Here is a 25,497-nt window from a genome sequence, read left to right as displayed (position 1 = left end):
GAACCAAATAGGTCCGGGCGCCCGTCTTCATCAGGCGGCGTCGGCCGCTTCATCTCCCTTCGCTGCATCGTTGGCGATGACCGGCTGTGCGCTCGATCCGCCGATCGCGACGCGGCGCGGCTTCATCGCGTCAGGTACTTCGCGACGCAGTTCGATGGTCAGCAGGCCGTCGGCAAGGTCGGCGCTTTCCACGACGATGAAGTCGGCCAGCTCGAAGCGGCGTTCGAAGCTGCGATTGGCGATACCGAGATGCAGCACCGCGCTCTTCTGCGCATCGGTCTGATCGGCCTTGCGGCCCGAAACCACGAGCAGGTTCTGCTGGGCGGTAATCTCCACCTCGTCCTGCTTGAAGCCTGCGACCGCCAGCGTGATGCGGTAGCGATCCTCGGCGACGCGTTCGAGGTTGAAGGGCGGATAATTCTCACCCGTATTGGTGCGGGCGTTGTTTTCCAGCAGGTCGAACAGCCGGTCGAAGCCGATGGTCGAGCGGCGATAGGGGGTGAAGTCGAAAGCACGCATGTCAAATCCTCCAGTTCGAAGCGAATTGATCGAGCAGCATCCATGGTCGCGATGCCGGTTCGTGAACGGCCCCGAAGGCACCGTTCGCGAACCGATATGGTTCGTGTCTCGACGGGTTCAAGAGGTTGGCGAAGGTTGCGCGATACAGCGCTTGGTGACGACCGGTCGGGGAGGGGAAAGCGGGTCGCGGAAGGTGGCGCCAGATGCCGAAGTTGGCACTGACGGGCCGATCGGCGATTAGTCGCGGAGGAGGAGCGGGGGGCGGAAGGTTGCGGATGTCGCAATGTGCGCGTGGAAGCCCCAAACGGCAAACGGCCGGACTGTTTCCAGCCCGGCCGCCTGCGTGACGATCGCTCGTCAGCCCCCTTGGTTGCCACCGCTTCTACGCCCCTTCCCCCCTTCCAGGGCGGAGCCGGTTGGCCTCCCCGAACCGTGGCCTGTATTGCCTGCGCTTCGTGTGGTCGTCGTAGGATGCCCGTGCCGATCTGTCACCGGGGTAGCGGCACGTTTGCTACGGTTTTGCTAACCATGTGTCGAATCCGCAACAGCATGGATTGCAGACGCGGCTTCGCCTACCTACAGCGCCAACTTCGGCTCGCCTGTCAGGATATCGACCGCCCCCATGCTGTTATCGCGTTACGAGCGGATGATCGCCCGCCGCTATCTGCTCCCCGGTCGGGGGGAGGCGTTCATCGCGCTGGTCGCCTCGATCAGCCTGGTCGCCGTCATGCTGGGCGTCGCCGCGCTCGTCATCGTGATGAGCGTGATGAACGGGTTCCGCGCCGAGCTGTTCGACAAGATCGTCGGGCTGAACGGTCACGCGCTTATCCAGGGCTATAACAACCAGCTGCCCGACTGGCGCAACATCGCTGCCGAGGCCAGGCGGACGCCGGGGGTCACCAGCGCGACGCCGTTGATCGAACAGCCGCTGTTCGCGACCTATAACGGTCGGTCCGAGTTCATCCTGATGCGCGGGATGCGGATCGAGGATATCCGCGACAACCCGACGATCCGCGACAATGTGAAGCTGGGGTCGCTGCGCAGCATCACGCCGGGCAGCGGCAATGTCGTGATCGGCAGTCGCCTGGCACAGGCGCTGGGCGTCACGGTCGGCAGCGAATTGACGATCATCAGCCCGCAGGGGCCGACGACGCCGTTCGGCACGATGATCCGGCAGGTGCCGTATCGCATCGCCGCGATCATCGAGGTCGGCGTGTACGACCTCGACAAGGCCTATGTCATCATGCCGATCGAGGATGCGCAGACGCTGCTGCTGAGCGGGGATACGGTCGGGTCGATCGAACTGGAGACGACCGATCCCGACAAGGTGGAGCAGATCGTCGCCCCGCTGGCGCGCAAATATGTCGCCAGCGCGCAGATCGTCGACTGGCGACAGCTGAACGGCGAGCTGTTTCAGGCACTGGCGGTCGACCGGATCGTGACCTTTACCGTACTGTCGATCCTAATCCTGATCGCGGTGTTCAATATCCTGTCGTCGCTCATCATGCTGGTCCGCGCCAAGACGCGCGATATCGCAATCCTGCGCACGATGGGCGCGACGCGCGGCGGGTTGCTGCGCATCTTCATGACGGTCGGCACGACCATCGGTGCGCTGGGCGTCGGGGCGGGGCTGATCCTGGGGTTCGTGTTCCTCGCCTTTCGCCAGCAGATCGTCGGCGGGATCGGCGCGCTGACCGGCATCGACATCTGGGACCCGACGATGCGCTACCTGACCGAACTCCCGTCGAAGGTCGATCCGGTCGAGATCGTCACTATCGCGCTGGTCGCGCTGCTCTTTTCGTTCCTCGCCACGCTGTACCCGGCGTTCAAGGCGGCCAATACCGACCCCGTGCAGGTGCTGCGTTATGACTGAGCCGGTTCTGGAAACCCGCAACCTGCGGCGCAGCTTCACGCAGGGCGAGGCGACGATCGACGTGCTGCGCGGCGTGGAACTGACCGTCGCGCCGGGCGAGATCGTCGCGCTGCTGGGACCGTCGGGGTCGGGCAAGTCGACGCTGTTGCAGGCGGTCGGGCTGCTGGAAGGCGGGTTCGAGGGCGAAATCCTGGTATGCGGCGAACAGGTCGCCAAGGCCGGCGCGAACCGCCGGACCGAGGTGCGGCGCGACCGGATGGGGTTCATCTATCAGTTCCACCACCTGCTGCCCGACTTCAACGCGGTCGAGAATGTCGTGCTGCCGCAGCTGGTGCGGGGGAGCGAGCGGGGCGAGGCGGATGCGCGCGCGACCGAATTGTTGAGCGCGCTCGGCCTGTCCAAGCGGCTGCATCACCGGCCTAGCCAGTTGTCGGGCGGTGAGCAGCAGCGGGTCGCAGTGGCGCGTGCGCTGTCGAACCGGCCCGCGCTGGTGCTGGCGGACGAGCCGACCGGCAATCTGGACGAGGCGACGGCGGACGTGGTGTTCGCCGAATTCCTGCGGCTGGTGCGGGGGCAGGGGTCGGCGGCGCTGGTCGCGACGCATAACGAACGGCTGGCCGCGCGGATGGACCGCGTGGTTCGGCTGCACGACGGCGTGCTGCAATGAGCGACCTGTACGACCTGCCGGTGCGGACCGCCGATGGGGCGGAGACGACGCTGGCGGACTATCGTGGCAAGGTGTTGTTGATCGTCAACGTCGCGTCAAAATGCGGCTTCACGCCGCAATATGCCGGGCTGGAAGCCCTGCACCGGAAGTTCGGTGCGCAGGGCTTTGCCGTGCTGGGCTTTCCCTGCAACCAGTTCGGTGGGCAGGAGCCGGGCGATGCGGCGGAGATCGCGCAATTCTGTTCGCTGACCTATGATGTCAGCTTTCCGGTGTTCGCGAAGGTCGATGTGAACGGGGCGGAGGCTGCGCCGCTGTTTCGGGCGCTGAAGAAGGCCGCGCCGGGGGTGCTGGGTAGCGAAGCGGTGAAGTGGAACTTTACCAAGTTTCTGGTCCGGCGTGACACGGTTCGCGCCGACGACGAAGCCGGAGGAGCTGGAAGGGGCGGTCGTCGCGGCGTTGGGGTAGGCTGTAATCGCCGCGCTCGAAGAGGACTTGCGGTACCGAATCCCCCAAACAGTCAGCGTACCCCGGCGGAGGCCGGGGTACAGTTGGGAAGGCTTTGCCGTACTTTACCAACGTGTTCCAACTGGGCCCCGGCCTTCGCCGGGGTACGGACTTGGGGCTTCGTCAGGGGTTTCGCCTCGAATTCCGGTGCCGCCTGTCCCGACAGTTGCAGGGAAAGAAGCGGGACCCCGGGTGAGGCCCGGGGTGACGAGTGGGTGAGGGGTCGTCGCTATGCCTCCCGCCGGTCTTGCAGCGCACCCATGATCGCGACGATGCCGCCGAACAGGAAGCTGGCGCCGAGGATATAGCCGGGCAGGGTCAGCGCCGACCATGGCACGGTCGTGTAGAGCAGGATCGCCAGCACGATGTTGAGCGCACCGAGCAGCAGCATCGGGACGCGTAGCCGTTGGAAGCGGATGCCGATCACCAGTTCCATGACGCCGCGCGCGCCGAGCCAGATAATCATCATCAGCGTCAGCGACAGCGCGCCGCCGACCGGCAGGACGATCATATAGCCGCCGGCGAGAACCGACAGCAGTCCGAAGAACAGCGCATAGCCCCGCCCGCTGCGATTGCGGAAGGCCGCGATCAACGAGGCGATGCCGCCTGTCAGGAACAGGAAGCCGACCACGATCGTCGCCGCCAGCGTCGCCGGGAACGGCGCGGCGAAGGCGAGGATGCCGATCAGCACGGACACGATGCCATAGGCGAGCGTCCAGCCCCATCCGGGGGCCGCTTTGCGGGTATCGCGGGCGAAATCGGTCATCGGGAACCTCCTGTATACGTTCGGAACGGGTGTGGTTCGTCGCGGTTCCGGACGGGCGCACTGGTCGAATCATCCCCGGATGGTTACGTTCCTTCCATGGCGCATTCCGGGTTCGTACCGCTTCGTATCTTCTCGTCCTTCACGATGCTGGAAGGCGCGATCGACCCCAAGGCGATCGCCAAGGTCGCACGCAAGCTGGGCTTTCCCGCCGCCGGTCTGTCGGATCGCAACGGCCTCTATGCCGCGATGGCGTTTTCGGACGCGTGCAAGGATCAGGGCGTGCAGCCGGTGGTCGGCACGCTGCTGGCCGTCGCACGGCCGGGCGGGGTCGAGGGGCACGAGCCGGAGATCGACTGGCTGCCGCTGTTCGCGCAGGATGCACGGGGCTACGACAATCTATGTGCGCTGGTGTCGATGGCGCATCTCGACCGGCCGGTCGAAATTCCGGCGCATGTGCCGATCGATGCGCTGATCGGGCGCAGCGACGGGCTGGTCGCGCTGACCGGTGCCGGCGACGGCGCGCTGGCGCGATTGTTCGCCGCCGGTCGTGAGGACGAAGCGCTCGCCTATGCCGACCGGTTGCAGGCATTGTTCGGCGACCGGCTCTATATCGAGCTGGCGCGGCGGGGCGAGGCGGTGGAGCAGCGCGCGGAGCCGCATCTGCTAGACCTGGCATATGCCCGGGACCTGCCGCTGGTCGCGACCAATCCGTGCTGTTTCGCCGAGGCGGATTTCCACGACGCGCATGACGCGATGCTGTGCATCGCATCGTCGAGCTATGTCGCGAGCGAGGATCGCCAGCGCTCGTCGCCCGAGGCGTGGCTGAAGCCGGCAACCGTCATGCAGGAGATGTTCGCCGACCTGCCGGAGGCGTTGGCGAACACGCTGGTCGTCGCGCAGCGTTGTGCGGTGGCGGCCCCCAAGCGCAAGCCGATCCTGCCCAGCCTTGCCGGCGATCGTGAGGGCGAGGCGCTGAAGCTGCGTGCCGATTCGCGTGCCGGGCTGGTCGATCGCCTGCGCAAGATCGTCGCGCTGGAAGCGGGCATGGTGCAGGCCGAAGTGGCGGTGGAAGCCCCCGCGCCGTGGGAGGATGCGCCGGCCCCGGCGGCCACCGGCACCACCCCGGAATTGTCCGAGGACGAACTGGTCGCGCGGTTCCCTGACTATTTCAGTCGGCTGGACTTCGAACTGGACGTCATCTGCCAGATGGGGTTCCCGGGATATTTCCTGATCGTCGCCGACTTCATCAAATGGGCGAAGGACCACGACATTCCGGTCGGGCCGGGGCGTGGTTCGGGTGCAGGCTCGGCGGTCGCATGGGCGTTGACCATCACCGATCTCGACCCGATCAAGCTGGGGCTGCTGTTCGAACGATTCCTGAACCCGGAACGCGTGTCGATGCCCGACTTCGACATCGACTTCTGCGAAACGCGGCGTGGCGAGGTCATCCGCTACGTCCAGCAGAAATATGGCCGCGATCAGGTGGCGCAGATCATCACCTTCGGGAAGCTGAAGGCGCGCGCGGTGCTGAAGGACACCGGCCGCGTGCTGCAGATGAGCTATGGCCAGGTCGACCGCCTCGCCAAGCTGGTGCCGAACCATCCGACCGATCCATGGACGCTGGACCGGGCGATCAACGGCGTGTCGGAGCTGAACCAGCAATATGAGCGGGAGGAGGACGTGCGCCGGCTGCTCGATCTCGCCATGAAGCTGGAAGGCCTGCCTCGCCACTCGTCGACCCACGCGGCTGGTGTGGTGATCGGCGACCGGCCATTGGCGCAGCTGGTGCCGCTGTACCGCGATCCGCGTTCCGACATGCCGGTGACGCAGTTCGACATGAAATATGTCGAAGGCGCGGGGCTGGTGAAGTTCGACTTTCTGGGTCTCAAGACCCTGTCGGTGCTGAAATTCGCGGTCGAGCTGCTGGCGCGGCGGGGTGTCGTGGTCGATCTCGACAGCCTGCTCTGGGACGATGCCGAGACCTATGAACTGCTGAAGCGCGGCGACACGGTCGGCGTGTTCCAGCTGGAATCGGAAGGGATGCGGCGGACGCTGACCGCCGTGCGGCCGACCAATTTCGGCGACATCATCGCGCTGGTGTCGTTGTACCGGCCGGGGCCGATGGACAACATTCCGTCCTTCGGCGCGCGCAAGGCCGGGCGGGAGGAGATCATCTATCCGCACGACCTGCTCGAACCGATCCTGAACGAGACCTACGGGATTTTCGTCTATCAGGAACAGGTGATGCAGGCCGCGCAGATCCTGGCCGGCTATTCGCTGGGCGGCGCGGACATGCTGCGGCGTGCGATGGGCAAGAAGGTCAAGGCGGAGATGGACGCGCAGCGTTCGATCTTCGTCAAGGGCTGTGCCGAGGTGAACGGCATCAAGGAGGCGAAGGCCAACGAACTGTTCGACTTGATCGACAAGTTCGCCGGATACGGGTTCAACAAGAGCCACGCGGCGGCCTATGCGCTGCTGGCCTACCAGACGGCGTGGTTGAAGGCGCATCATCCGCAGGAGTTCTTCGCGGCATCTATGGCGTTCGATTATGCGCAGACCGACAAGCTGGCGATCTTCGTCGACGATATGAAGCGGCTCCGGATCGACTGCCTGCCGCCGTGCATCAACGCCAGCGACGCGACGTTCGGGGTCGAGGAGACGCCGGAGGGTGGGTTGGCGGTACGCTATGCGCTGTCGGCGCTGAAGGGCGTGGGCGAACGCGCGATGGAGTTGATGGTCGAGGAGCGCGCGGCGAAGGGGCCGTACAAGTCGCTCGACGATTTCGCCGGGCGGGTCGACCCCAAGCTGCTGAACAAGCGCCAGATCGAGACGCTGGCGGCGGCAGGTGCGTTCGACAATATCGTCGGCGACCGCGCTGGCGTCCATGCGCTGGCCGATACGCTGATGGCGACGGCGCAGCGGACCGAGGCGAACCGGTCGAGCGGACAGGGCGGGCTGTTCGGCGAGGCGAGCGGCGCGGTCGAGACGGCGATCCGCCTGCCCGACGTCCATTGGACGCTGACCGAGGCGATCGCGGCGGAGAAGGATGCCTTCGGCTTCTATTTCTCGGCCCATCCGCTCGACCGCTACGCCCATCTCGCCAGTGCGCATGGCGCGCGCAAGATCGCCGATCTGGCCGATACGCCGGTGCCGGAAGGCGGCCGGGTCGGCGCTACGGTGGCGGCACTGGTCGAGGATGCGCGGTGGCGGACCTCGGCGCGGGGCAAAAGGTACATGATGGCGACGCTGTCGGACGCGACCGGACAGGTGCCGGTGACCTGTTTCGACGAAGGGCCGGCTAACGACCTGGAAGCGGCGGGCAAGGTCGGCGGATGCGGGCTGTTCACGCTGGAACTGGACCGGCGGGCGGGCGACGAGAGCGCGCGGGCGACGGTCAAGGCGTTGAAGCCGTTCGACGTGATCGCGCGCGACGTGCGGTTGCGGCTGGACCTGACCATCGACGATCCCGCCGCCTATCCGGCACTGGCCGGACTGGTCCAGCATGAGCGCGGCGCGCGGGGCGAAATCTGGGTTTCGGTGCCCGCCGCCAACGGAATCGAAGCACGGGTATGCCTGGGCCGTGATTTTCGGATCGATGGCGAGCTTGCCGAACGCGTCGCCAGGCTGCAAGGTGTTGCCAGTTCGGCGTTCGATACGGTGAAGGCACCGCTCGCCGCCGTAGGATAGGGGCACTATGCCCCGTTCGCGAAGGAGAGCGCGCGTGCTGGGCGGAATGCAGGATTTCGAACTTCGAGTACCGCGGCTGCTCGATCATGCCGAGCGCGAGCATGGGCGGCGCGAGATCGTTACCCGCTGGGCCGATGGCAGCGAGACGCGGACCGACTGGGCGGGGATCGCGCGCGACGCCCGCCGACTGGCGCAGGCGCTCGAACGGCTGGGCATTGAGCGCGGCGACCGGGTGGCGACGATGGCGATGAACCATGCCCACCACCTGATCGCGTGGTACGGTGTGATCGGGATGGGGGGCATCATCCATACGATCAACCCGCGCCTGTTCGACGACCAGCTTGCCTATATCGCCGACCATGCCGGCGACCGGGTGCTGCTGTACGATGCGGTGTTCGCGCCCATCGTCGAGCGGATGAAGCCGCGCCTGCCCGGCATCGAGCATTTCATCGTCATGGACGGAGAGGGGCCGGACAGCTTCGCGGCGCTGATCGCGCCCGAAAGCGGCGATCATGCCTGGGTCGAGGGCGACGAGCGCGACCGGTGCATGATCTGCTACACCAGCGGGACGACCGGCGATCCGAAGGGCGTCGTCTATACCCATCGATCGAACGTGCTGCACGCCATCGCCGAACTACAGCCCGACGAGTTCGACCTGTCGCAGCGTGCCGTCTGCCTGCCGGTGGTGCCGATGTTCCATGCGGTCGGATGGGGCCTGCCCTTTGCCGCGCCGGCGGTGGGGGCGAAGATCGTGTTCTCGGCGGTCAACGATCCGGCGGTGCTATGCGACCTGATGAACCGCGAGCGGGTGACGCATTCGGCCGGTGTGCCGACCGTATGGTTCGCCATGTTCCAATATATGGACGCGACCGGACAGGCGCCGGAGCATCTGAAGGTCGTAACGATCGGCGGATCGGCCGCGCCACGCGCGATGATCGAGCGGCTGATGCGGATGGGGGCGCGGGTCAACCACGCCTGGGGCATGACCGAAACCTCGCCGATCGGCACGATGGGGGCGCCGGGGGCGGACTGGGACGAACTGTCCTTCGACCAGCGGGTCGATCAGGTCTGTCGACAGGGCAAGGTGCCGTTCGGCGTCGAACTGCGCACGGTCGATGAGGAGGGCGCGGTGCTGCCGCGCGATGGTGCGACCTCGGGCAGCTTGCAGGTGCGGGGGCCGTGGGTGATCAAACGCTATTTCCGCGACGAAGCCGGTGATGCGCTGACGGCGGACGGGTGGTTCGACACCGGCGACGTGGCGATGCTGCACCCCGATGGCACGATGCAGATTACCGACCGGGCCAAGGACGTCATCAAGTCGGGCGGCGAGTGGATCAGTTCGGTCGATCTGGAAAATGCGGCGGTGGGCTGTCCGGGCGTTGCCGAGGCGGCGGCGATCGGCGTGCCGCATCCGCGCTGGGACGAGCGGCCGGTGCTGCTGGTCGTGCAGCGGCCCGGCATGGAAGTCGATGCGGATGCGGTCCTGGCGCATCTGGCGAGGAAGGTCGCAAAATGGTGGCTGCCGGACCGGGTGATCGTCGTCGAAGCCCTGCCGCACAGCGCGACGGGGAAGTTGAAGAAGGCCGCGCTGCGTGAGGAATATCGGGGCGTGCTGGCCGGTTAGGGCCGGCTGATCTCAAGCTCCCTTAACGACCGCTCCATGCCCATCGTTACTCCCGCGCAGGCGGGAGTCCATAAACGCCGGCGTCGCGCATCCGGCTGAAACGTCAGCGGCTATGGATTCCCGCCTGCGCGGGAATGACGAAAATGCGAAATGGTCGTTCAATGTTGCATCGGCCTTGGCGCGCGATGACGGGGCACCTGCGCGAGACGGTCACTCCGGTTACGAATGGCCATCGCTTCCGTGCGTCGTCGCATTGCCGGATCGGAGGCGACGCCGAGCGCCGCAAACGGCTGCGCTATAGCGCCGGATCGGTGAACAGACCGGTCATCACGGTCGAGGCGTAGAAGCCGACCGCGCGATCGCGCGGCATGGTCGAGGCCCAGCTGCGCATGTCGAAGGCGGCGTTCTGCAGCGCCATCAGCGCCTGGGCGGCGATCAGCGGGTCGACGGCGCGGACCGATCCTTCGGCGATGCCGTCGCTGATCGTGCCGGCAAAGCGGCGCGCGATGCGGTTCGAGCGATCGACCATCGCCTGCCGCACGCCGCCGGGCAGGCCGGCGAGCGCGGTCGTGCGGAGCAACGGTCCCTGTTCGGTGAACTGGGCGTCGACCAGCGTGGCGAGCGTGCTGGACAGGCGCTGCCAATGGCTGCCGCCGTCGCGGTCGGCGGCGCGCTGTGCGGCGGAGATCGTGTCGAAGCTGCATTGATAGCAGGCGGCGACCAGATCGTCCTTGGCGTCGAGATGATGGTAGAACGAACCCTTTGTCACGTTCAGTTCGGACGCGATCCGCTGGACCGAGGCACCGCGATAGCCCAGTTCGTTGATCAGGCGCGTGGCGGCGCGCAGAAAGGCGTCGCGCGCCGGCTCCGCATCCGCCTGTTCGAGCAGCAGCGGCTGGGGGTCCCAGCGCTGGCCGGGGCCGGCAAGGCCATGGGTGAACACGTCCATCAGCCGCGCCTGTACCCGGTCATACTGGTCGGGTTCGTAGCGATCGAGCCACACAGTCAGCCAGAAGCTGTTCTCCAGCAACATGTGCGCGCGGGCGCCCTGCACATCCTTCGCGATCCGGTCGCGCGGTTCGCCCCATAGCGTGCGGGTCTTGCGGAACACCTCGCGCCAGCCGGCCAGGAGGCGCGCCTTGAACGGGTCCTCCATCGCGCGCAGGTCGGACAGCATGGCGACGGGGCGTTCCTCGCCTGCCTCGATCCGGCGCTGTCGGTCGAAATGGATGGCGAGAAACTTCGCGACACGGGCCTGCGGTGTCGGCTCGGCCAGTGATTCGTCCAACGTCGCCTGCAGCCAGTCGAGCGTGTGGTCGAAGGCGGCGGCGGCAAGGTCTTCCTTGCGCTTGAAATAATAGGTGACGCTGGTGGTATTGAGGCCGACGCGGCGCGCGACATCGGCGAAGGTCATGCCCTTGGCACTCGCTTCGTTGATCGCCTCCGCCGCTGCGGCAAGGATGGCGTCGCGTTTGGCGCGATAGCGCTTGGTGGCCCCGTCGGTCGTCGTCATCCTGTGACCCTAGCAGATCGGGTGTGGACCCCAAGCCAAAATTTCGCACCGCGCCGCGACGTCATCCGTGCTTTACCGAATATGCGGTATGGCATAGACCGGGCAAAACAGTTGCAACGGGAGACGGATGTTGGACTTTCGGTTCAGTGCGCGCGAAACCGAATATCGCGACCGCGTGGCGGCGTTCATCGCCGAGCATGTCGCCCCCGCCGACCATGACTACCATCGCGAGGTCGCGAGCGGCGATCGCTGGGCACCGGTCGCCATGCTGGAGCCGCTGAAGGAAAAGGCCAAGGCTGCCGGCCTGTGGAACCTGTTCATGCCGCCGCATTCGGGAGCGCCGCTGGTCGATGAGAGTTTTGCGTTCGAGGGGACGCAGCTGTCGAACGTCGAATATGCGCTGTGCGCCGAGGAAATGGGCAAGTGGCATTGGGCGAGCGAGGTGTTCAACTGTTCCGCGCCCGACACCGGCAATATGGAGGTGCTGCACCGCTATGGCACGCGCGAGCAGAAGGAGCGGTGGCTGCGGCCGCTGATGGAGGGGCGCATCCGCTCCGCCTTCCTGATGACCGAACCGGCGGTGGCGTCGTCGGATGCGACCAATATCGAGACGCGGATCGTGCGCGACGGCGACGATGACGATTATGTGATCGACGGGCGCAAATGGTGGTCGTCGGGGACGGGCGATCCGCGCTGCGAGGTGGCGATCGTGATGGGCAAGACCGACACGCAAGCCCGGCGGCACCAGCAGCAGAGCATGATCCTGGTGCCGATGGATACGCCCGGCGTCCGGATCGAGCGGATGCTGCCGGTCTATGGCTATGACCATGCGCCGCACGGCCATGGCGAGGTGGTGTTGGAGAAGGTGCGCGTACCCGCCGCCAACCTGTTGCTGGGGGAAGGACGCGGGTTCGAGATCGCGCAGGGACGGCTGGGGCCGGGGCGCATCCACCATTGTATGCGCACCATCGGTGTGGCCGAAATGGCGCTGGCGGCGATGGCGAAGCGGCTGCAGTCGCGGGTGGCGTTCGGCAAGACCATCGCCGAGCATTCGATCTGGGAACAGCGCGTGGCGCGGGCGCGGATCGATATCGAGATGACGCGGCTGCTCTGTCTCAAGGCCGCCGACATGATGGACCGTGCCGGCAACAAGGCGGCGCAGGGCGAGATCGCCATGATCAAGGTACAGGCGCCGACCATGGCGCTACAGATCCTCGACGATGCGATCCAGGCGCATGGCGGGGGCGGCGTGTCGGAGGATTTTCCGCTGGCCGCCGCATGGGCCGGGGTACGCACGCTGCGCTTTGCCGACGGGCCGGACGAGGTGCATAACCGCGCCATCGCCCGCGCCGAATTCGCGAAGGTGGCCGATGGATAATGACCTCGACCTGACGCGGCTGACGCCGTGGCTGACGGCGACCGTGGGCGAGGGGCCGGTCGCGGTCACCCGCTATCCGGGCGGGCAGAGCAATCCGACCTATCGCATCGACCTGCCCGCCGGATCGTTCGTGTTGCGGCGCAAGCCGTTCGGGCCGTTGCTGCCCAGCGCCCATGCGGTCGAGCGCGAATTTGCCCTGATCTCGGCACTGCATCCGACCGGCTATCCGGTGCCTCGGCCGGTTGCCCTGTGCGAGGATGCAGGGGTGATCGGCGCGCCCTTCTATTTGATGGAACGGGTCGCGGGACGGACGATCTGGGACGGATCGATGCCGGCGATGACACCCGCCGAGCGGCGCGCGCATTATGACGCGATGATCGATGCGCTGGCGGCGCTGCACGCGATCGATCCGGTTGCGGTGGGGCTGGGCGATTACGGCAAGCCCGGCAATTATTTCGAGCGGCAAGTGGCGCGCTGGACCCGGCAGTACCGGGCGAGCCAGACCGATGATCTGCCCGATGTCGAACGGCTGATCGAATGGCTGCCGCGTACCGTGCCCGAGCAGGAGCGCGTGTCGATCGTCCATGGCGATTACCGGATCGACAATCTGATCTTTGCGGACGGCGCGCCCCGCGTCGTCGCGGTGCTCGACTGGGAATTGTCGACGCTGGGCGATCCGCTGGCCGACTTCACCTATCTGCTGATGAACTGGGGTACCGAACCGGACGGCCGGTCGGGGATCAAGGGGTTGGCGGGTGCCGATAGCGGTATCCCGACGGTGGACGAGGTGGTGGCGCGCTATTGCGCGGCGACGGGGCGAAGCGACGTGCCGCGGCTCGACTGGTATTTCGCCTATAACCTCTTTCGCCTGACCGGCATCGTGCAGGGCATCAAGCAGCGTGTGCGCGACGGGAATGCGGCCAGCGCGCAGGCGGCGGCGATGGCGGAGCGGGTGCCGATGCTGGCGGCGATGGCATGGGATTTTGCGAAGAAGGCGGGGGCGTGATGCGCTTTGCGGGGAAGTCGGTGCTGGTCACCGGGGCGGGATCGGGCATCGGGCGGGCGACTGCGTTGGCCTTTGCCCGCGAAGGGGCGGGGGTGGTGTGCGGTGATGTGGTGCAGGCTGACGTGACAGCGGCGATGATCGAGGACATGGGCGGCCGCGCGGTCGGCTGCGCCATGGATGCCGGCGACGATGCGGACGTGGCGCGCGCGATTGCCCTCGGCGTCGAGACGTTCGGCGGGATCGATGTCGTCCATGCCAATGCCGGTATATCCGGCGGCATCGCCGGGTTGTTCGATACGACGGCGGAGGATTGGGCGGAGATCCTGCGCGTCAACCTGATCGGTCCGTTCCTGGCGATCCGTCACGCCGCGCCGGTCATGGCGGCGGCGGGTGGCGGGGCGATCGTGTGTACCGCCAGCGTGGCGGGTCTGCGATCCGGGGCGGGCGGCGCACCCTATTCCGCGTCGAAGGCGGGGGTCATCAACCTGGTCCAGACCGCCGCGCAGCAGCTGTCGGGGTCGGGCGTGCGGGTGAATGCGGTGTGCCCGGGCCTCATCGAAACCGGCATGACCGCGATGGTCTACGATCATGCCCGGCAGCATGGGAAAGAGTCGCGGATCGGGCGCTTGAACCCCTTGCGTCGCGGTGGCGAGCCCGAGGAGGTGGCGGCGGTCGTGCTGTTCCTCGCGTCGGCGGAGGCGAGCTATGTCAACGGACAGGCATGGGCGGTCGATGGCGGGCTGTCGTCGAGCCATCCGGTGACCCGGCAGGACTATGGGCGTACCGCCGTCTGACGGCGCGGAACGATTGCAGCGGCCGTCCTTTCTCGCTCTGAGACAAAGGAGTTTGCCGATGACCGCCATGCTGAAACCGCCGATCCGTTATTCGGCCGGGCTCGAACAGCCGCAGCCGGACGAGGCCGAGACGGTCAAGCAGATGGAGGAGTCGTTCGACACGATCCTCGAAACGACGTCCAAGGATTACGGCAGGGCGGTGCGTGCGGTTCACGCCAAGGGGCATGGCATCCTGAAGGGTGAACTGACGATTCATGACGACCTGCCGCCCGAACTGGCGCAGGGGCTGTTCGCGACGCCGGGTACGCACCCCGTCATCCTGCGGTTCTCGACCAATCCGGGTGATATTCTCGACGACGCGATCGGTCTGCCGCGCGGGCTGGCGTGGAAGGTGCTGGACGTCGAGGGCGAACGCCTGCCGGGTGCGGCGGGGCGGACGCAGGATTTCGTGATGGTCAACGCCCCCGGCTTTGCCGCACCGACGCCGGAGAAGTTCGCCGGCAACCTGAAGCTGCTGGCCAAAACCACCGACAAGGCGGAATGGGCCAAGAAGGCGCTGTCCTATGTCCTGCGCGGGGCCGAGGCGGCGTTGGAAGCGGTCGGTACCGAAAGCACGCTGCTGAAGACGATGGGCGGGTCGAAGAATGTCCATCCGCTGGGCGAAACCTATTTCTCCGCCACGCCCTTCCGCCATGGTGCGTTCGTCGCGAAATATCAGCTGGTGCCGGTGTCGCCGGACCTGACTGCCCTGACCGATACCGTGGTCGATACCAGCGGTCGCCCCGATGCCATTCGCGAGGACGTGCAGGCGGACGCGCGCCGGGTACGGGGCGAATGGGAAGTGCGCGTGCAGTTGCTCCGCGATACCGATGCTCAGCCGATCGAAGATGCGGCAACGCCGTGGCCGGAGGATGTCAGCCCGTTCGTCACCGTCGCGACGATCCGCACCGAGCCGCAGGACAGCTGGTCGGCGGACAAGGTGGCCGAGGTCGATGACAATCTGCGCTTCAGCGTCTGGACCGGCCTTGCCGCGCATCAGCCGTTGGGCGGCGTCAATCGGGTGCGCAAGCCGATCTATGACCATTCGGTTCAGTATCGGCGGCGGTTCAACGGCTGTCCGTTGCATGAGCCGGGGTGAGGCTATGCCTTAGTGGTTCCGTGCCGCTTGCGCGGGGCCGCGGTTTCCCGGTGACCCATATGCCCCATCACGTCGCCCCAGCGCAGGCTGGGGCCTCTTGCGGCTCCTGTCCCGGACTGCAACCATGAGATCCCAGCCTTCGCTGGGATGACGTTCGGGGCGGGAAGGGGCACGTGGCCATCCGCGCGATCATCCCCGCACCCGCACCAGCCCTTCCTGTGCGACGCTGGCCACCAATCGTCCGTCGCGGCTGAAGAAGCGACCGCGGTTCATGCCGCGGGCGTGGCCGGCCCACGGGCTGTCGGTCTGGTACAGCAACCAGTCGTCGGCGCGGAACGGTTCGTGCAGCCAGAGCGCGTGGTCGAGGCTGGCCGTTTGCATGGTGTCGGTCAGCCAATGGACGCCGTGCGGCAACATGCAGGTGCCGAGCAGCATCATGTCGCTGGCATAGGCCAGGATCGCACGGTGCAGCGTCATGTCGTCGCCGATCGGTGCAACCGCGCGGAACCAGCCATGCTGCAACGGCGCGCGTTTGGTCGGATCGGTCCAGTGCGCGGGTTCGACCGGGCGGATTTCGATCGGGCGGGCGCGCAGGAACAGGCGGCGATATTTCTCCGGGATGCGATCCTGCATCGTCTCCCGCATTTCCCGGTCGGTCGGCAATGCTTCCGGGGGCGGAACGTCGGGCATCGCGTCCTGATGGGTCAGTCCGTCTTCGGGCAGCTGGAACGAGGCTGCCATGTTCAGGATCGCCTGTCCGCGCTGCATCGCGATCACCCGCGCATTGGCGAAGCTGCGCCCCGCGAAATCGCGCACGACACGATAGACGATCGGGTGCTGTTCGTCGCCCGGCCGCATGAAATAGGCGTGGAGCGAATGGGCGATCTTCTCTCCGCCGATCGATCGCTGGGCCGCCTGCAACGCTTGCGCGATCACCTGCCCGCCGAACACGCGACCGACCCCGCCGGGGTTGCGCGCGCCGCGATACAGGTCGGTGTCGATCTCCTCGATATCGAGCAGGCGGACGAGGCCGGCGATCAGATCGTCGGGTGTTGGCTCCATCAATATCCCCCGGCGCGCGCCACACGGTCGGTGTGATAGCCGATATCGCCGAACATTTCGGTCAGGACGCGGGCGCGCTTCATGAAGAAGCCTATATCAGCCGCGTCGGTCATGCCAATGCCGCCATGCATCTGCACCGCTTCCTGTACCGACAGCGTGGCGGCCATGCCGGCCATCGCCTTTGCGACGGACACGGCAAGGTCGGCGTCGGGAGAGGCGTCGTCGAGCAGTTGCTGCGCCTTCAGGACGGCGGCGCGGGCGACCTCCAGTTCGGCATAGAGATGCGCGGCACGGTGCTGCAGCGCCTGGAAACTGCCGATGGTCTGGCCGAACTGCGTGCGCTGGCGCAAATAGTCGAGCGTACGGGTCGCCGCGCCGTCGCCTACGCCGAGCGCCTCCGCTGCGGCACCGGTGCGAGCGGCGGAGAGCAGGCGGGCGAGCGGGGTGCCGCCGTCATCGACGTCGCCGACCACCGCGTCGCCATCGACCTGCACATTATCGAAGGTCAGCCGTGCGGCGATGCTGCTGTCGACCAGCCGACGCGGATCGGCGGTCAGGCCGGGGGTGTCGGCGGGAAGGGCGAACAGGGTCAGGCCGTCCTTGTCGTCCGCGCTGCCGGTGGTGCGTGCCACGACGAGGATCAGGTCGGCGACATGACCATGGGTCACGAACTGCTTGATTCCCGACAGGCGGAAGCCGTTGCCGGCACGCTCCGCCGTCATTGCGATGCCGTCGCCATGCTTCGCCCGTTCGTCGATGGCGAGCGCGGCGACTGCCTTGCCGGCGGCGATTTGCGGCAGCCAGCGTTCGCCGGCGGTGGTGCCTGTCAGCGCGGCGACGGCGGCGACCGAGGTCACGAGAAAAGGCGACGGCGACAAGTTGCGGCCGATCTCCTCCAGCACGATGCCGGCCTCGACATGGCCCAGCCCCAGGCCGCCGGCGCTTTCGGGGACCATCATGCCGGTAAAGCCCATCTCGGCGAACTTCGCCCAGAGGTCGCGGTCGAAACCGGTCGGATCGTCGGCATCGCGCAGCGCGCGGAGGTGCGCGACCGGCGCGGCCTCGCCCAGAAATTCGCGCGCGGTATCGGCGAGCATCGTCTGATCTTCGTTCAGAAACAATGGCATGGTCGGACTTTCTGACAGAAGGTCACTGGGTCGGCAGGTCGAGAATCCGACGTGCGACGATGTTGAGCTGGATTTCGGACGTGCCGCCCTCGATCGAATTGGCCTTGGTGCGCAGCCACGCCCGTGCCTCCGCCCCGTCGCGGCTGTCGGCACCTTCCCATTCGAGCAGATCGCTGCCGCCCGCTGCCATCATCAGTTCGTGGCGGGTCTTGTTCAGCTCGGTTCCGACATATTTCATCATGCTGGGCTGCGCGGGATGGGCGCGATGCGCCTTCAGTTCGTCGCGGAAGCGCTCGGACATGGCGGCGAAGGCGCGGGCGCGGACGTCGAAGGTCGCGATCGCGGCACGAAGCATCGGATCGGCGAGGCGACCCTGTTCGTCCAGGCCGACCGCCTCCACTGCGCGCTCGATCAGCGGACGGTCGTCGGTCAGCCCCATGCCGGAGATCATCTCCCGCTCATGGCCGAGCAGATATTTGGCGACGTCCCATCCCTTGTTCAGTTCACCGACCAGATTGGCCTTGGGCACGCGCACGTCGTCGAAGAAGGTTTCGCAAAAGGGCGAGTTGCCGGAGATCAGCTTGATCGGGCGGGTGGTGACGCCGGGTGAGGCCATGTCGAACAGCAGGAAGCTGATGCCGGCCTGCTTGGTCGTGCGGTCGGTGCGGACGAGGCAAAAGATCCAGTCGGCCTTGTCCGCATAGCTGGTCCACACCTTCTGGCCATTGACGATGAAGTCGTCGCCGTCCTCGACCGCGCTGGTCTGAAGGCCGGCGAGGTCGGAGCCGGCACCGGGTTCGCTATAGCCCTGACACCAGCGGATTTCGCCGCGGGCGATCCTGGGCAGATGTTCCTGCTTCTGCGCCTCGGTGCCGTATTTCAGCAGGGCGGGGCCAAGCATCGAAATGCCGAAGGAATAGAGGGGGTTGCGGGCGTTTATTGCCGCCATTTCCTCACGCAATATTTTGGCCTCGGCCGGCGACAGGCCCCCGCCGCCATAGGCCGTCGGCCAGTCCGGCACGGTCCAGCCCCGCGCGGCCATTCGGTCGAGCCAGAGCTTCTGGTCGGGGTTGGCATAGGTCGGGTTGCGCCCGCCCCAGGTGACGTCCTTGTCCGAATGCACCGGGTGGCGCATCGACGGCGGACAGTTTTTCTCCAGCCAGGCGCGGGTATCGGCGCGGAATTGGGCGAGGTCGCTCATGCCGAGAACCTCCCGCCCTGTTCGGCTTTCTCGCGTAGCAGCGGCGATACTTCGAAGCCGTGCCGGTCGAGGCCCTCGACGATCTTCTTCAACCCTTCGGTATCGGCCCAGAACATCGGCCCGCCGCGATAGACCGGCCAGCCATAGCCATAGATCCAGACGACATCGATGTCCGACGCGCGCTGTGCCTTGCCTTCGGCCAGAATCTTCGCGCCTTCGTTGACCATGGTGTAGAGCGTGCGCTCGACGATTTCCTGATCGGTCACGTCGTGCTGGGGCGTGCCGGTCCGCTTGCGGAAATCCTCGATGATCTCGGCGACCCGCAGGCTGTTCGACGGGGTGCGCTTGGCATCGTAGTCGTAGAATCCGGCCTGTTTCTTCTGGCCCCAGCGCCCCTCGGCGGCCAGCGCGTCGCGCAGGTTCTCGATCCGGTTGGGATCGCGGTGCCAGCCGATATCCACGCCGGCCAAGTCGGCCATCTGGAACGGGCCCATCGGCATTCCGAATTCGACATGGACCCGGTCGACCTGTTCCGGCGTCGCCCCTTCCAGCAGCAGCTTCATTGCCTCGACCTGACGCGGCTCCAGCATCCGGTTGCCGATGAAGCCGTGGCAGACACCGGCGATCACCGCGACCTTGCGGATCTTCTTGGCCAGCGCCATCGCGGTTGCCAGCACATCGTCGGCGGTCGCATCGCCGCGCACGATCTCCAGCAGCTTCATGACGTTGGCGGGGGAGAAGAAGTGCAGGCCCAGCACGTCCTGCGGCCGCTTCGTCGCCTGTGCGATGACGTTGACGTCGAGATAGCTGGTGTTAGACGCCAGGATCGCGCCGGGTTTGCAGATCTCGTCGAGCTTTCCGAAAATGTCCTGTTTGACCGACATTTCCTCATACACCGCCTCGATCACCAGATCGACATCGGCGAGCGCGTTCAGGTCGAGGGTGGGGGTGAGGAGGCCCATCGCCTGGTCGACCGCTTCGGGCTTCATCCGCCCCTTGGCGGCGGTCGCGTCGTAATTCTTGCGGATGGTGGCGGTGCCACGGTCGAGTGCGTCCTGCTGCATCTCGACGATGGTGACGGGGATGCCGGCCGACAGGAAATTCATCGCGATGCCGCCGCCCATCGTGCCCGCCCCGATGATGCCGACCCGTTCGATCGGGCGCAGGGCGACGTCGCTGGCGATGCCGTCGATCTTCGAAGCCTTGCGTTCGGCGAAGAAGATGTGGCGCTGCGCGGCCGACTGGACGCCGAACATCAGCTTCATGAACTGTTCGCGTTCGAACGCGGAGCCGGTGGCATAGTCGGTTTCGGTCGCCTTCACGACGCAGGAGATGTTGGCGGCGGGTGCTTCGAAGCCGCGGAAACGGCGGGCGTTGGCCTGTTCGAACGCGGCGACCGCTTCCGGGTCGGGCGATACGGGGCGCTGCGATGCGCGGGGGATGGGGCGGACGTCGGCGACTTCACGGGCAAAGGCGATGGCGTCGGTCAGGAGGCTGTCCTCGCCCGCCAGCCGGTCGACGATGCCGGCGTCCTTCGCCTTGGTCGCCGAGATCGGATCGCCCTTCGCCACCATTTCCAGCGCGACCGCGACGCCCGCCAGGCGGGGCAGGCGTTGCGTGCCCCCGGCGCCGGGCAGCAGGCCGAGCTTTACCTCGGGCGTGCCGAGCTTCGCGCTGGGGACGGCGATGCGATAATGGCTGGCGATCGCGACCTCACACCCACCACCCAGCGCCGTGCCGTGGATCGCGGCCACGACGGGCTTGTCCGATGCTTCGATCTGATCGACCAGTGTAGGCAGCATCGGTTCGACCGGGGGCTTGCCGAATTCGGTGATGTCGGCCCCGGCGAAGAAGGTGCGGCTGGCACAGGCGATGACCACCGCGCGGACCGCATCGTCGGCCGCAGCTTCCTCGATCGCGGCCTTCAGCCCGGTGCGGACCGCCGCCGACAGCGCGTTGACGGGCGGATTGTCGGCGGTGACGACCAGCACGTCGCCATGGCGTTCGGTTGTCACGGACATGTCGCATCTTCTCCATAAGCTGCCATACCGGTCCTTCTAAACGCCGGCGGGGTTGCCGCATTCTATTGCCTTTCACGGAATGACAATCAATAGTGGCAGCGAAGGAAAAGCGACGGATCGGGGCAAACCCGACCTTCGACAATAGTGCAGGAGCGGTTGCGTGGCAGGGAACGAAGCGACGATGGCGGTACCGTCCGACTGGCCGCGGATGTCGATGGCACAGGTGCAGGCGGCGCTGACCGCGCCCGGCCAGCCGTTCGAGATGGACAGCGTGACGATCGACGGGATCGACACGCGGGTCTGGAAGAATGCCCCAGCCAATCTGACGCAGCTTGTCGCGCTGTCGCGGACCCATGGCGATCGGCTGGCGACGATCCATGAGGATCAGCGCGTCACTTATGAAGCGCAATATCGCGCCATCGCCACGCTGGCGGCCGAACTGACGGCGATGGGTGTGGGCAAGGGCGACCGGGTCGCGCTGGCCATGCGCAACATGCCCGAATGGCCGGTCGCGTTCTTCGCCGTCGTCGCGACGGGGGCGATCTGCGTGCCGCTCAACGCGTGGTGGAGCCCGCAGGAACTGGCCTATGGCGTCAACGATTCGGGCGCGCGCGTGCTGATCGTTGATCGGCAGCGGCATGATCGGCTGGGCGGCGACTATGGCGCTATGCCGGCGTTGGAGGCGGTGCTGGTCGCGCGGGCGCGGGTGCCACTGACGGGCATCGAACGGCGGCTGGAGGATGCGATCGGCAGCTGCGCCGACTATGCAACCCTGCCGGAGGTTGCCCTGCCCGCGGTCGCGATCGCGCCCGACGATGCTGCGACGATTTTCTATACCAGCGGCACGACCGGGCGGCCCAAGGGGGCGCTGGGCACGCATCGCAACCTGTCGACCAATATCCTGTCGGCGGCCTATGTCGCGGCGCGTTCCTATCTGCGGCGGGGCGAGATGCCGCCCGAGCCGGAGCCGAAGGTCGGGTTGCTGGTCATCCCGTTCTTCCACGTGACGGCGTGCAGCGCGTCGCTGATGGGGGCGCTGGCCGGGGGTACGACGCTGGTGCTGATGCGCAAATGGGATGCGGGCGAGGCGCTGGCGCTGATCGAGCGGGAGCGGGTGCAGGTGACTGGCGGCGTACCCACCATCGCGTGGCAGCTGCTGGAGCATCCCGACCGGGCGAACCACGACCTGTCGTCGCTGGAGGTCGTGCAATATGGCGGCGCACCGTCCGCGCCCGATCTGGTCAAGCGCATCTTCGAGGTGTTCCGGGCGCTGCCCGGCAATGGCTGGGGCATGACCGAGACGATGGCGACCGTCACCCAGCATCTGGGCGAGGATTATCTGGCCCGCCCGACCAGCTGCGGCGCACCGGTGCCGGTCGCCGACCTGAAGATCATGGCCGCCGATGGCGTGACCGAACCGCCCATCGGTGAGGTCGGCGAGCTATGGGCGCGCGGGCCGATGATCGTGCGCGGCTATTGGAATGCGCCCGAGGATACGGCCCGGACCTTCGTCGACGGATGGGTGCGGACCGGCGACGTCGCGCGGCTGGACGAGGATGGCTTCTGCTACATCGTCGACCGGGCCAAGGACATCATTATTCGTGGCGGCGAGAACATCTATTCGATCGAGGTGGAGGACGTGCTATACGCCCATCCCTCGGTCACTGACGCAGCGCTGGTCGGTGTGCCCGACCGGGTGCTGGGCGAGGTGCCCGCCGCCGTCGTCCATCTCTGCCCCGGTTGCGAAGCGACCGAGGTGGAATTGCAGGACTTCGTCCGCGCGCGGCTGGCAGCGTTCAAGGTGCCGGTGGCGGTCCGCTTCTCCGACACGGTATTGCCCCGCAACGCCAATGGGAAGATTTTGAAAAGCGAGCTACGCCAGATGTTTGCCGCGCCGGGCCAGGGCTAGCGAAGCTAGGCCGAGCCTCAAGGCACGGCCGGCCGGCGGCGCCTGAAGCGCTGGCCGACGACGCGGGCTTTGCCAACGGCGGGCCTCTGGAAATGCCGTGGCGAGGGGCAAAGTTCACTAAGTTCACACTCGCCGCGTGGTTCGTGCGGAAGGCGATCCACAAGGTCAAAGAGCGGGGCGTCACGACTCTGCCAGTCGTCCATCCCCGTTCGTCACCCCGGACTTGATCCGGGGTCCCGCTTCTCGCCAACGACGGAAGAAGGAGCGGGACCCCGGGTCAAGCCCGGGCTGACGGGTGGCGCCTACGGAGGGGGCGGATCGACAGCGATCCTGCCGGGAACGTATCGTGTAGGAAAGGCCTTCCGCGCCACTCTTCGCAAGTGCCGCAAAAACTGCTACGCGCGCCCCATGCTCAATCTGAACGGTATCACGGTGCGCCTGGGCGGGCGGACGATCCTCGACAATGCCAGCGCGGCGCTACCGCCCGGAAGCCGGGTCGGGCTGATCGGCCGCAACGGTGCGGGCAAGTCGACACTGGTGCGGGTGATCGCCGGGCAGCTGGAGCCGGACAATGGCGTGGCGGAAATGCCGCGTGGGTCGCGCCTCGGCTATGTCGCGCAGGAAGCGCCCGCCGGGCAGGCGACGCCGTTCGAAACCGTGCTGGAAGCCGATGTCGAGCGTGCGCGGCTGATGCACGATGCCGAGACGGTGACCGATCCCGACCGCCTCGGCGATATTCACGAGCGGCTGCTGGCGATCGATGCCTATGGCGCACCGGCGCGGGCGGCGCGGATTCTGGTTGGCCTCGGCTTTGACGAGGAGATGCAGAACCGGCCGCTGGAGAGCTATTCGGGCGGCTGGCGGATGCGCGTCGCACTGGCGGCGTTGCTGTTCAGCCAGCCCGACGTGCTGCTGCTCGACGAACCGTCGAACCACCTCGACCTCGAAGCGGTGATGTGGCTCGAGGACTTCCTGAAAGGCTATAAGGCGACGATCGTCGTCGTCAGCCACGAACGCGATTTCCTGAACAACGTGGTCGACCATATCCTGCACCTGCATCAGGGTAAGATCACGCTGTATCCCGGCGGATACGATGCGTTCGAGAAGCAGCGCGCCGAGCGGCTGGCGCAGCTGGAGGCGGCGCGCGCCAACCAGGCGGCGCAGCGGGCCAAGCTGCAGGAATATGTCGCGAAGAACTCGGCGCGCGCCTCGACCGCGAAGCAGGCGCAGTCGCGATTGAAGATCCTCGCCAAGATGAAGCCGATCGCGGCGATGGCCGAGGACCCCAGCCTGTCGTTCGACTTCCCTGATCCCGATGAACTGCGTCCGCCGCTCATCACGCTCGACATGGCAAGCGTGGGCTATGGTGAGACGCCGATCCTCAAGCGGCTGAACCTGCGCATCGATCCCGAGGATCGCATCGCGCTGCTGGGCCGCAACGGCAACGGCAAGACGACGCTGGCGCGGCTGCTGGCGGCGCAGCTGGCGCCGATGGACGGCGACATGAACGCTGCCGGCAAGATGAAGGTCGGGTACTTTACCCAGTATCAGGTGGAGGAACTCAGCACCGACGACACGCCGCTCGAACATATGACGCGGCAGATGAAGGGCGCGTCGCCCGCCGCCGTGCGGGCGCAGCTCGGGCGGTTCGGTTTTTCGGGGGACAAGGCGACGACGCTGGTCGGCAAGCTTTCGGGTGGCGAGCGGGCGCGGCTGGCGCTGGCGCTGATTACGCGCGACGCGCCGCACATGCTGATCCTCGACGAACCGACCAACCACCTCGACGTCGACGCGCGTGAGGCGCTGGTGCAGGCGCTGAATGCCTATACCGGCTGCGTGCTGCTGGTCAGCCACGACCGGCATATGCTGGAGGCGACCGCCGACCGACTGGTGCTGGTCGACGAGGGCACCGCGAAGGAATTCGACGGGACGATCGACGATTACATCGCGCTGGTGCTGGGCAATTCGGCGAAGGAAAAGGCGGCCAAGGCCAACAAGAAGAACGACCGCAAGGCTGCCGCCGAAGCGCGCGAAAAGGCGCAGGTGCTCAAGAAGGGCGCGCAGGCGATCGAGCGCGATCTGGCGCGGTTGACCGAGCAGCGTGACGCGCTGGATGCGGCGATGGCGGGGCAGGCGATCCCGGCGCTGGCGAAGCTGACCATGGCGCAGCTGATGAAGCGCCGCGCGAGTCTTGATACCGAGATCGAGGTGGCGGAGACGAAGTGGATGGAGGCGAACGAGGCGTTGGAGGCTTTGGCGGCATAGGGGATGCACCGCGGCGGTTGCGACGGACTGGCAGCGTGATACGCTGTGGTGATGAATCCCGGAATTGTCCCGACCCTGATGGCTGCGATACTGGCGACCGCGTGCGCAGACGGCGGGAGGGCAACCGAGGCAGTCGGCCGCAGACTGTATCTTTGGGTGCACGGGCCGGACGACCTCGTCCCCCATCAGCTCAATTCTGATAAGGCCGGTGGATCGGCCAGTGGCCTTGCGTCTGCTCTGCGTAGCTGTGGAGCCGCTCGCTTCGAAATCGAGACGTTCGGCTTGGCAGGAGAAGAAGTCAGTACCGAGTCTTCACCGAAGGACGAGGTGATCGTCGACTGCGTGCGGCGCAGCTACCCGCGCGGTTTCAACGCCAGTCGATCCAACCCCGACGCCATGAAGCGGGGTGACCGGGGCGTTCCGGTAATGCCCAACCCCTGACG

The 25,497-nt window shown here is 66.5% G+C and carries 18 protein-coding genes and 1 pseudogene; 12 read left to right on the top strand and 7 right to left on the bottom strand.

The window, feature by feature from the left end:
• Positions 1-30 precede the first annotated feature (30 nt).
• A complete protein-coding gene (locus MF609_RS05550; RefSeq protein WP_242415311.1) occupies positions 31-519 on the bottom strand; it encodes an Hsp20 family protein in 489 nt (162 codons plus the stop codon).
• 622 nt (positions 520-1,141) lie between these two features.
• Here MF609_RS05550 and MF609_RS05545 point away from each other — a divergent pair.
• The 3 genes and pseudogenes from MF609_RS05545 to MF609_RS05535 all read left to right on the top strand — a co-directional run bounded on the left by MF609_RS05545 (position 1,142) and on the right by MF609_RS05535 (position 3,524).
• Positions 1,142-2,392 (top strand): lipoprotein-releasing ABC transporter permease subunit, encoded by a 1,251-nt coding sequence (locus MF609_RS05545; protein WP_242415310.1) that lies wholly within the window; start codon positions 1,142-1,144, stop codon positions 2,390-2,392.
• On the top strand, positions 2,385-3,059 hold the full coding sequence (locus tag MF609_RS05540) for an ABC transporter ATP-binding protein (protein WP_242415309.1): 675 nt from the start codon (positions 2,385-2,387) through the stop codon (positions 3,057-3,059). Before MF609_RS05545 ends, MF609_RS05540 begins: the two co-directional genes overlap by 8 nt.
• Positions 3,056-3,524, top strand: a pseudogene (locus tag MF609_RS05535) (glutathione peroxidase). Before MF609_RS05540 ends, MF609_RS05535 begins: the two are co-directional and overlap by 4 nt.
• A 268-nt stretch (positions 3,525-3,792) precedes the next feature.
• Here the strand turns inward: MF609_RS05535 and MF609_RS05530 are convergent.
• On the bottom strand, positions 3,793-4,329 hold the full coding sequence (locus MF609_RS05530; protein WP_242415308.1) for an HdeD family acid-resistance protein: 537 nt from the start codon (positions 4,327-4,329) through the stop codon (positions 3,793-3,795).
• Between the two features lie 96 nt (positions 4,330-4,425).
• Here MF609_RS05530 and dnaE point away from each other — a divergent pair, with 96 nt between their 5' ends.
• Positions 4,426-8,016 (top strand): DNA polymerase III subunit alpha, encoded by a 3,591-nt coding sequence (gene dnaE / locus MF609_RS05525; protein ID WP_242415307.1) that lies wholly within the window; start codon positions 4,426-4,428, stop codon positions 8,014-8,016.
• 46 nt (positions 8,017-8,062) lie between these two features.
• A complete protein-coding gene (locus MF609_RS05520; protein WP_242415607.1) occupies positions 8,063-9,640 on the top strand; it encodes a long-chain fatty acid--CoA ligase in 1,578 nt (525 codons plus the stop codon).
• A 295-nt stretch (positions 9,641-9,935) separates the two neighbouring features.
• Here the strand turns inward: MF609_RS05520 and MF609_RS05515 are convergent, their stop codons facing one another.
• On the bottom strand, positions 9,936-11,153 hold the full coding sequence (locus tag MF609_RS05515) for a TetR/AcrR family transcriptional regulator (RefSeq protein WP_242415306.1): 1,218 nt from the start codon (positions 11,151-11,153) through the stop codon (positions 9,936-9,938).
• Positions 11,154-11,283: 130 nt separating this feature from the next.
• Between MF609_RS05515 and MF609_RS05510 the strand changes: the two genes are divergently transcribed.
• Genes MF609_RS05510 through MF609_RS05495 form a run of 4 tightly spaced genes read left to right on the top strand, consistent with a single transcriptional unit; the run spans position 11,284 to position 15,469 of the window.
• Complete coding sequence (locus tag MF609_RS05510) at positions 11,284-12,531, top strand: acyl-CoA dehydrogenase family protein (protein ID WP_242415606.1); 1,248 nt, start codon at positions 11,284-11,286, stop codon at positions 12,529-12,531.
• Positions 12,524-13,537 carry a phosphotransferase family protein gene (locus tag MF609_RS05505; protein ID WP_242415305.1) on the top strand — a complete coding sequence of 338 codons (1,014 nt, stop codon included), beginning with the start codon at positions 12,524-12,526 and terminating at the stop codon, positions 13,535-13,537. Before MF609_RS05510 ends, MF609_RS05505 begins: the two co-directional genes overlap by 8 nt.
• Positions 13,537-14,331: an SDR family NAD(P)-dependent oxidoreductase gene (locus MF609_RS05500; protein ID WP_242415605.1), complete on the top strand. Its 795-nt coding sequence runs from the start codon at positions 13,537-13,539 to the stop codon at positions 14,329-14,331. The genes MF609_RS05505 and MF609_RS05500 overlap by 1 nt, the downstream gene beginning before the upstream one ends.
• Before the next feature lie 58 nt (positions 14,332-14,389).
• Complete coding sequence (locus MF609_RS05495; protein ID WP_419723060.1) at positions 14,390-15,469, top strand: catalase family protein; 1,080 nt, start codon at positions 14,390-14,392, stop codon at positions 15,467-15,469.
• 189 nt (positions 15,470-15,658) lie between these two features.
• Here the strand turns inward: MF609_RS05495 and MF609_RS05490 are convergent, their stop codons facing one another.
• From MF609_RS05490 to MF609_RS05475, 4 genes are read right to left on the bottom strand one after another with little or no spacing between them, the layout of a single operon-like run.
• Positions 15,659-16,531: an acyl-CoA thioesterase gene (locus MF609_RS05490; RefSeq protein WP_242415304.1), complete on the bottom strand. Its 873-nt coding sequence runs from the start codon at positions 16,529-16,531 to the stop codon at positions 15,659-15,661.
• Positions 16,531-17,658 carry an acyl-CoA dehydrogenase family protein gene (locus MF609_RS05485; RefSeq protein WP_242415303.1) on the bottom strand — a complete coding sequence of 376 codons (1,128 nt, stop codon included), beginning with the start codon at positions 17,656-17,658 and terminating at the stop codon, positions 16,531-16,533. The genes MF609_RS05490 and MF609_RS05485 overlap by 1 nt, the downstream gene beginning before the upstream one ends.
• A gap of 22 nt (positions 17,659-17,680) precedes the next feature.
• Positions 17,681-18,859, bottom strand: a complete 1,179-nt coding sequence (locus MF609_RS05480) for an acyl-CoA dehydrogenase family protein (protein WP_242415302.1) — start codon at positions 18,857-18,859, stop codon at positions 17,681-17,683.
• Entirely contained in the window at positions 18,856-20,880 is a 2,025-nt protein-coding gene (locus tag MF609_RS05475; protein ID WP_242415301.1) for a 3-hydroxyacyl-CoA dehydrogenase NAD-binding domain-containing protein, read from the bottom strand. The genes MF609_RS05480 and MF609_RS05475 overlap by 4 nt, the downstream gene beginning before the upstream one ends.
• A 181-nt stretch (positions 20,881-21,061) precedes the next feature.
• On the opposite strand from MF609_RS05475, the gene MF609_RS05470 reads away from it, so the two are divergent.
• The 3 genes from MF609_RS05470 (at position 21,062) to MF609_RS05460 (ending at position 25,495) form a co-directional block, all read left to right on the top strand.
• Positions 21,062-22,789, top strand: a complete 1,728-nt coding sequence (locus tag MF609_RS05470) for a class I adenylate-forming enzyme family protein (protein WP_242415603.1) — start codon at positions 21,062-21,064, stop codon at positions 22,787-22,789.
• 408 nt (positions 22,790-23,197) lie between these two features.
• Entirely contained in the window at positions 23,198-25,054 is a 1,857-nt protein-coding gene (locus MF609_RS05465; protein ID WP_242415300.1) for an ABC-F family ATP-binding cassette domain-containing protein, read from the top strand.
• Positions 25,055-25,132: 78 nt separating this feature from the next.
• Entirely contained in the window at positions 25,133-25,495 is a 363-nt protein-coding gene (locus MF609_RS05460) for a hypothetical protein (protein ID WP_242415299.1), read from the top strand.
• The last annotated feature ends 2 nt before the right edge of the window (positions 25,496-25,497 follow it).

It is taken from the genome of Sphingomonas panni, assembly GCF_022664435.1.
Lineage (GTDB): Bacteria > Pseudomonadota > Alphaproteobacteria > Sphingomonadales > Sphingomonadaceae > Sphingomonas > Sphingomonas panni.
The sequence above is the reverse complement of the archived record's forward strand: the minus strand, read 5'-3'. Positions and strand labels throughout refer to the sequence as shown.

Coding starts and splice junctions, on each gene's coding strand:
- MF609_RS05550 (WP_242415311.1), bottom strand. CDS start 519: ATGCGTGCTTTCGACTTCACCCCCTATCGCCGCTCGACCATCGGCTTC.
- MF609_RS05545 (WP_242415310.1), top strand. CDS start 1,142: ATGCTGTTATCGCGTTACGAGCGGATGATCGCCCGCCGCTATCTGCTC.
- MF609_RS05540 (WP_242415309.1), top strand. CDS start 2,385: ATGACTGAGCCGGTTCTGGAAACCCGCAACCTGCGGCGCAGCTTCACG.
- MF609_RS05530 (WP_242415308.1), bottom strand. CDS start 4,329: ATGACCGATTTCGCCCGCGATACCCGCAAAGCGGCCCCCGGATGGGGC.
- dnaE (WP_242415307.1), top strand. CDS start 4,426: ATGGCGCATTCCGGGTTCGTACCGCTTCGTATCTTCTCGTCCTTCACG.
- MF609_RS05520 (WP_242415607.1), top strand. CDS start 8,063: ATGCAGGATTTCGAACTTCGAGTACCGCGGCTGCTCGATCATGCCGAG.
- MF609_RS05515 (WP_242415306.1), bottom strand. CDS start 11,153: ATGACGACGACCGACGGGGCCACCAAGCGCTATCGCGCCAAACGCGAC.
- MF609_RS05505 (WP_242415305.1), top strand. CDS start 12,524: ATGGATAATGACCTCGACCTGACGCGGCTGACGCCGTGGCTGACGGCG.
- MF609_RS05500 (WP_242415605.1), top strand. CDS start 13,537: ATGCGCTTTGCGGGGAAGTCGGTGCTGGTCACCGGGGCGGGATCGGGC.
- MF609_RS05495 (WP_419723060.1), top strand. CDS start 14,390: ATGACCGCCATGCTGAAACCGCCGATCCGTTATTCGGCCGGGCTCGAA.
- MF609_RS05490 (WP_242415304.1), bottom strand. CDS start 16,531: ATGGAGCCAACACCCGACGATCTGATCGCCGGCCTCGTCCGCCTGCTC.
- MF609_RS05485 (WP_242415303.1), bottom strand. CDS start 17,658: ATGCCATTGTTTCTGAACGAAGATCAGACGATGCTCGCCGATACCGCG.
- MF609_RS05480 (WP_242415302.1), bottom strand. CDS start 18,859: ATGAGCGACCTCGCCCAATTCCGCGCCGATACCCGCGCCTGGCTGGAG.
- MF609_RS05475 (WP_242415301.1), bottom strand. CDS start 20,880: ATGTCCGTGACAACCGAACGCCATGGCGACGTGCTGGTCGTCACCGCC.
- MF609_RS05470 (WP_242415603.1), top strand. CDS start 21,062: ATGGCGGTACCGTCCGACTGGCCGCGGATGTCGATGGCACAGGTGCAG.
- MF609_RS05465 (WP_242415300.1), top strand. CDS start 23,198: ATGCTCAATCTGAACGGTATCACGGTGCGCCTGGGCGGGCGGACGATC.
- MF609_RS05460 (WP_242415299.1), top strand. CDS start 25,133: ATGGCTGCGATACTGGCGACCGCGTGCGCAGACGGCGGGAGGGCAACC.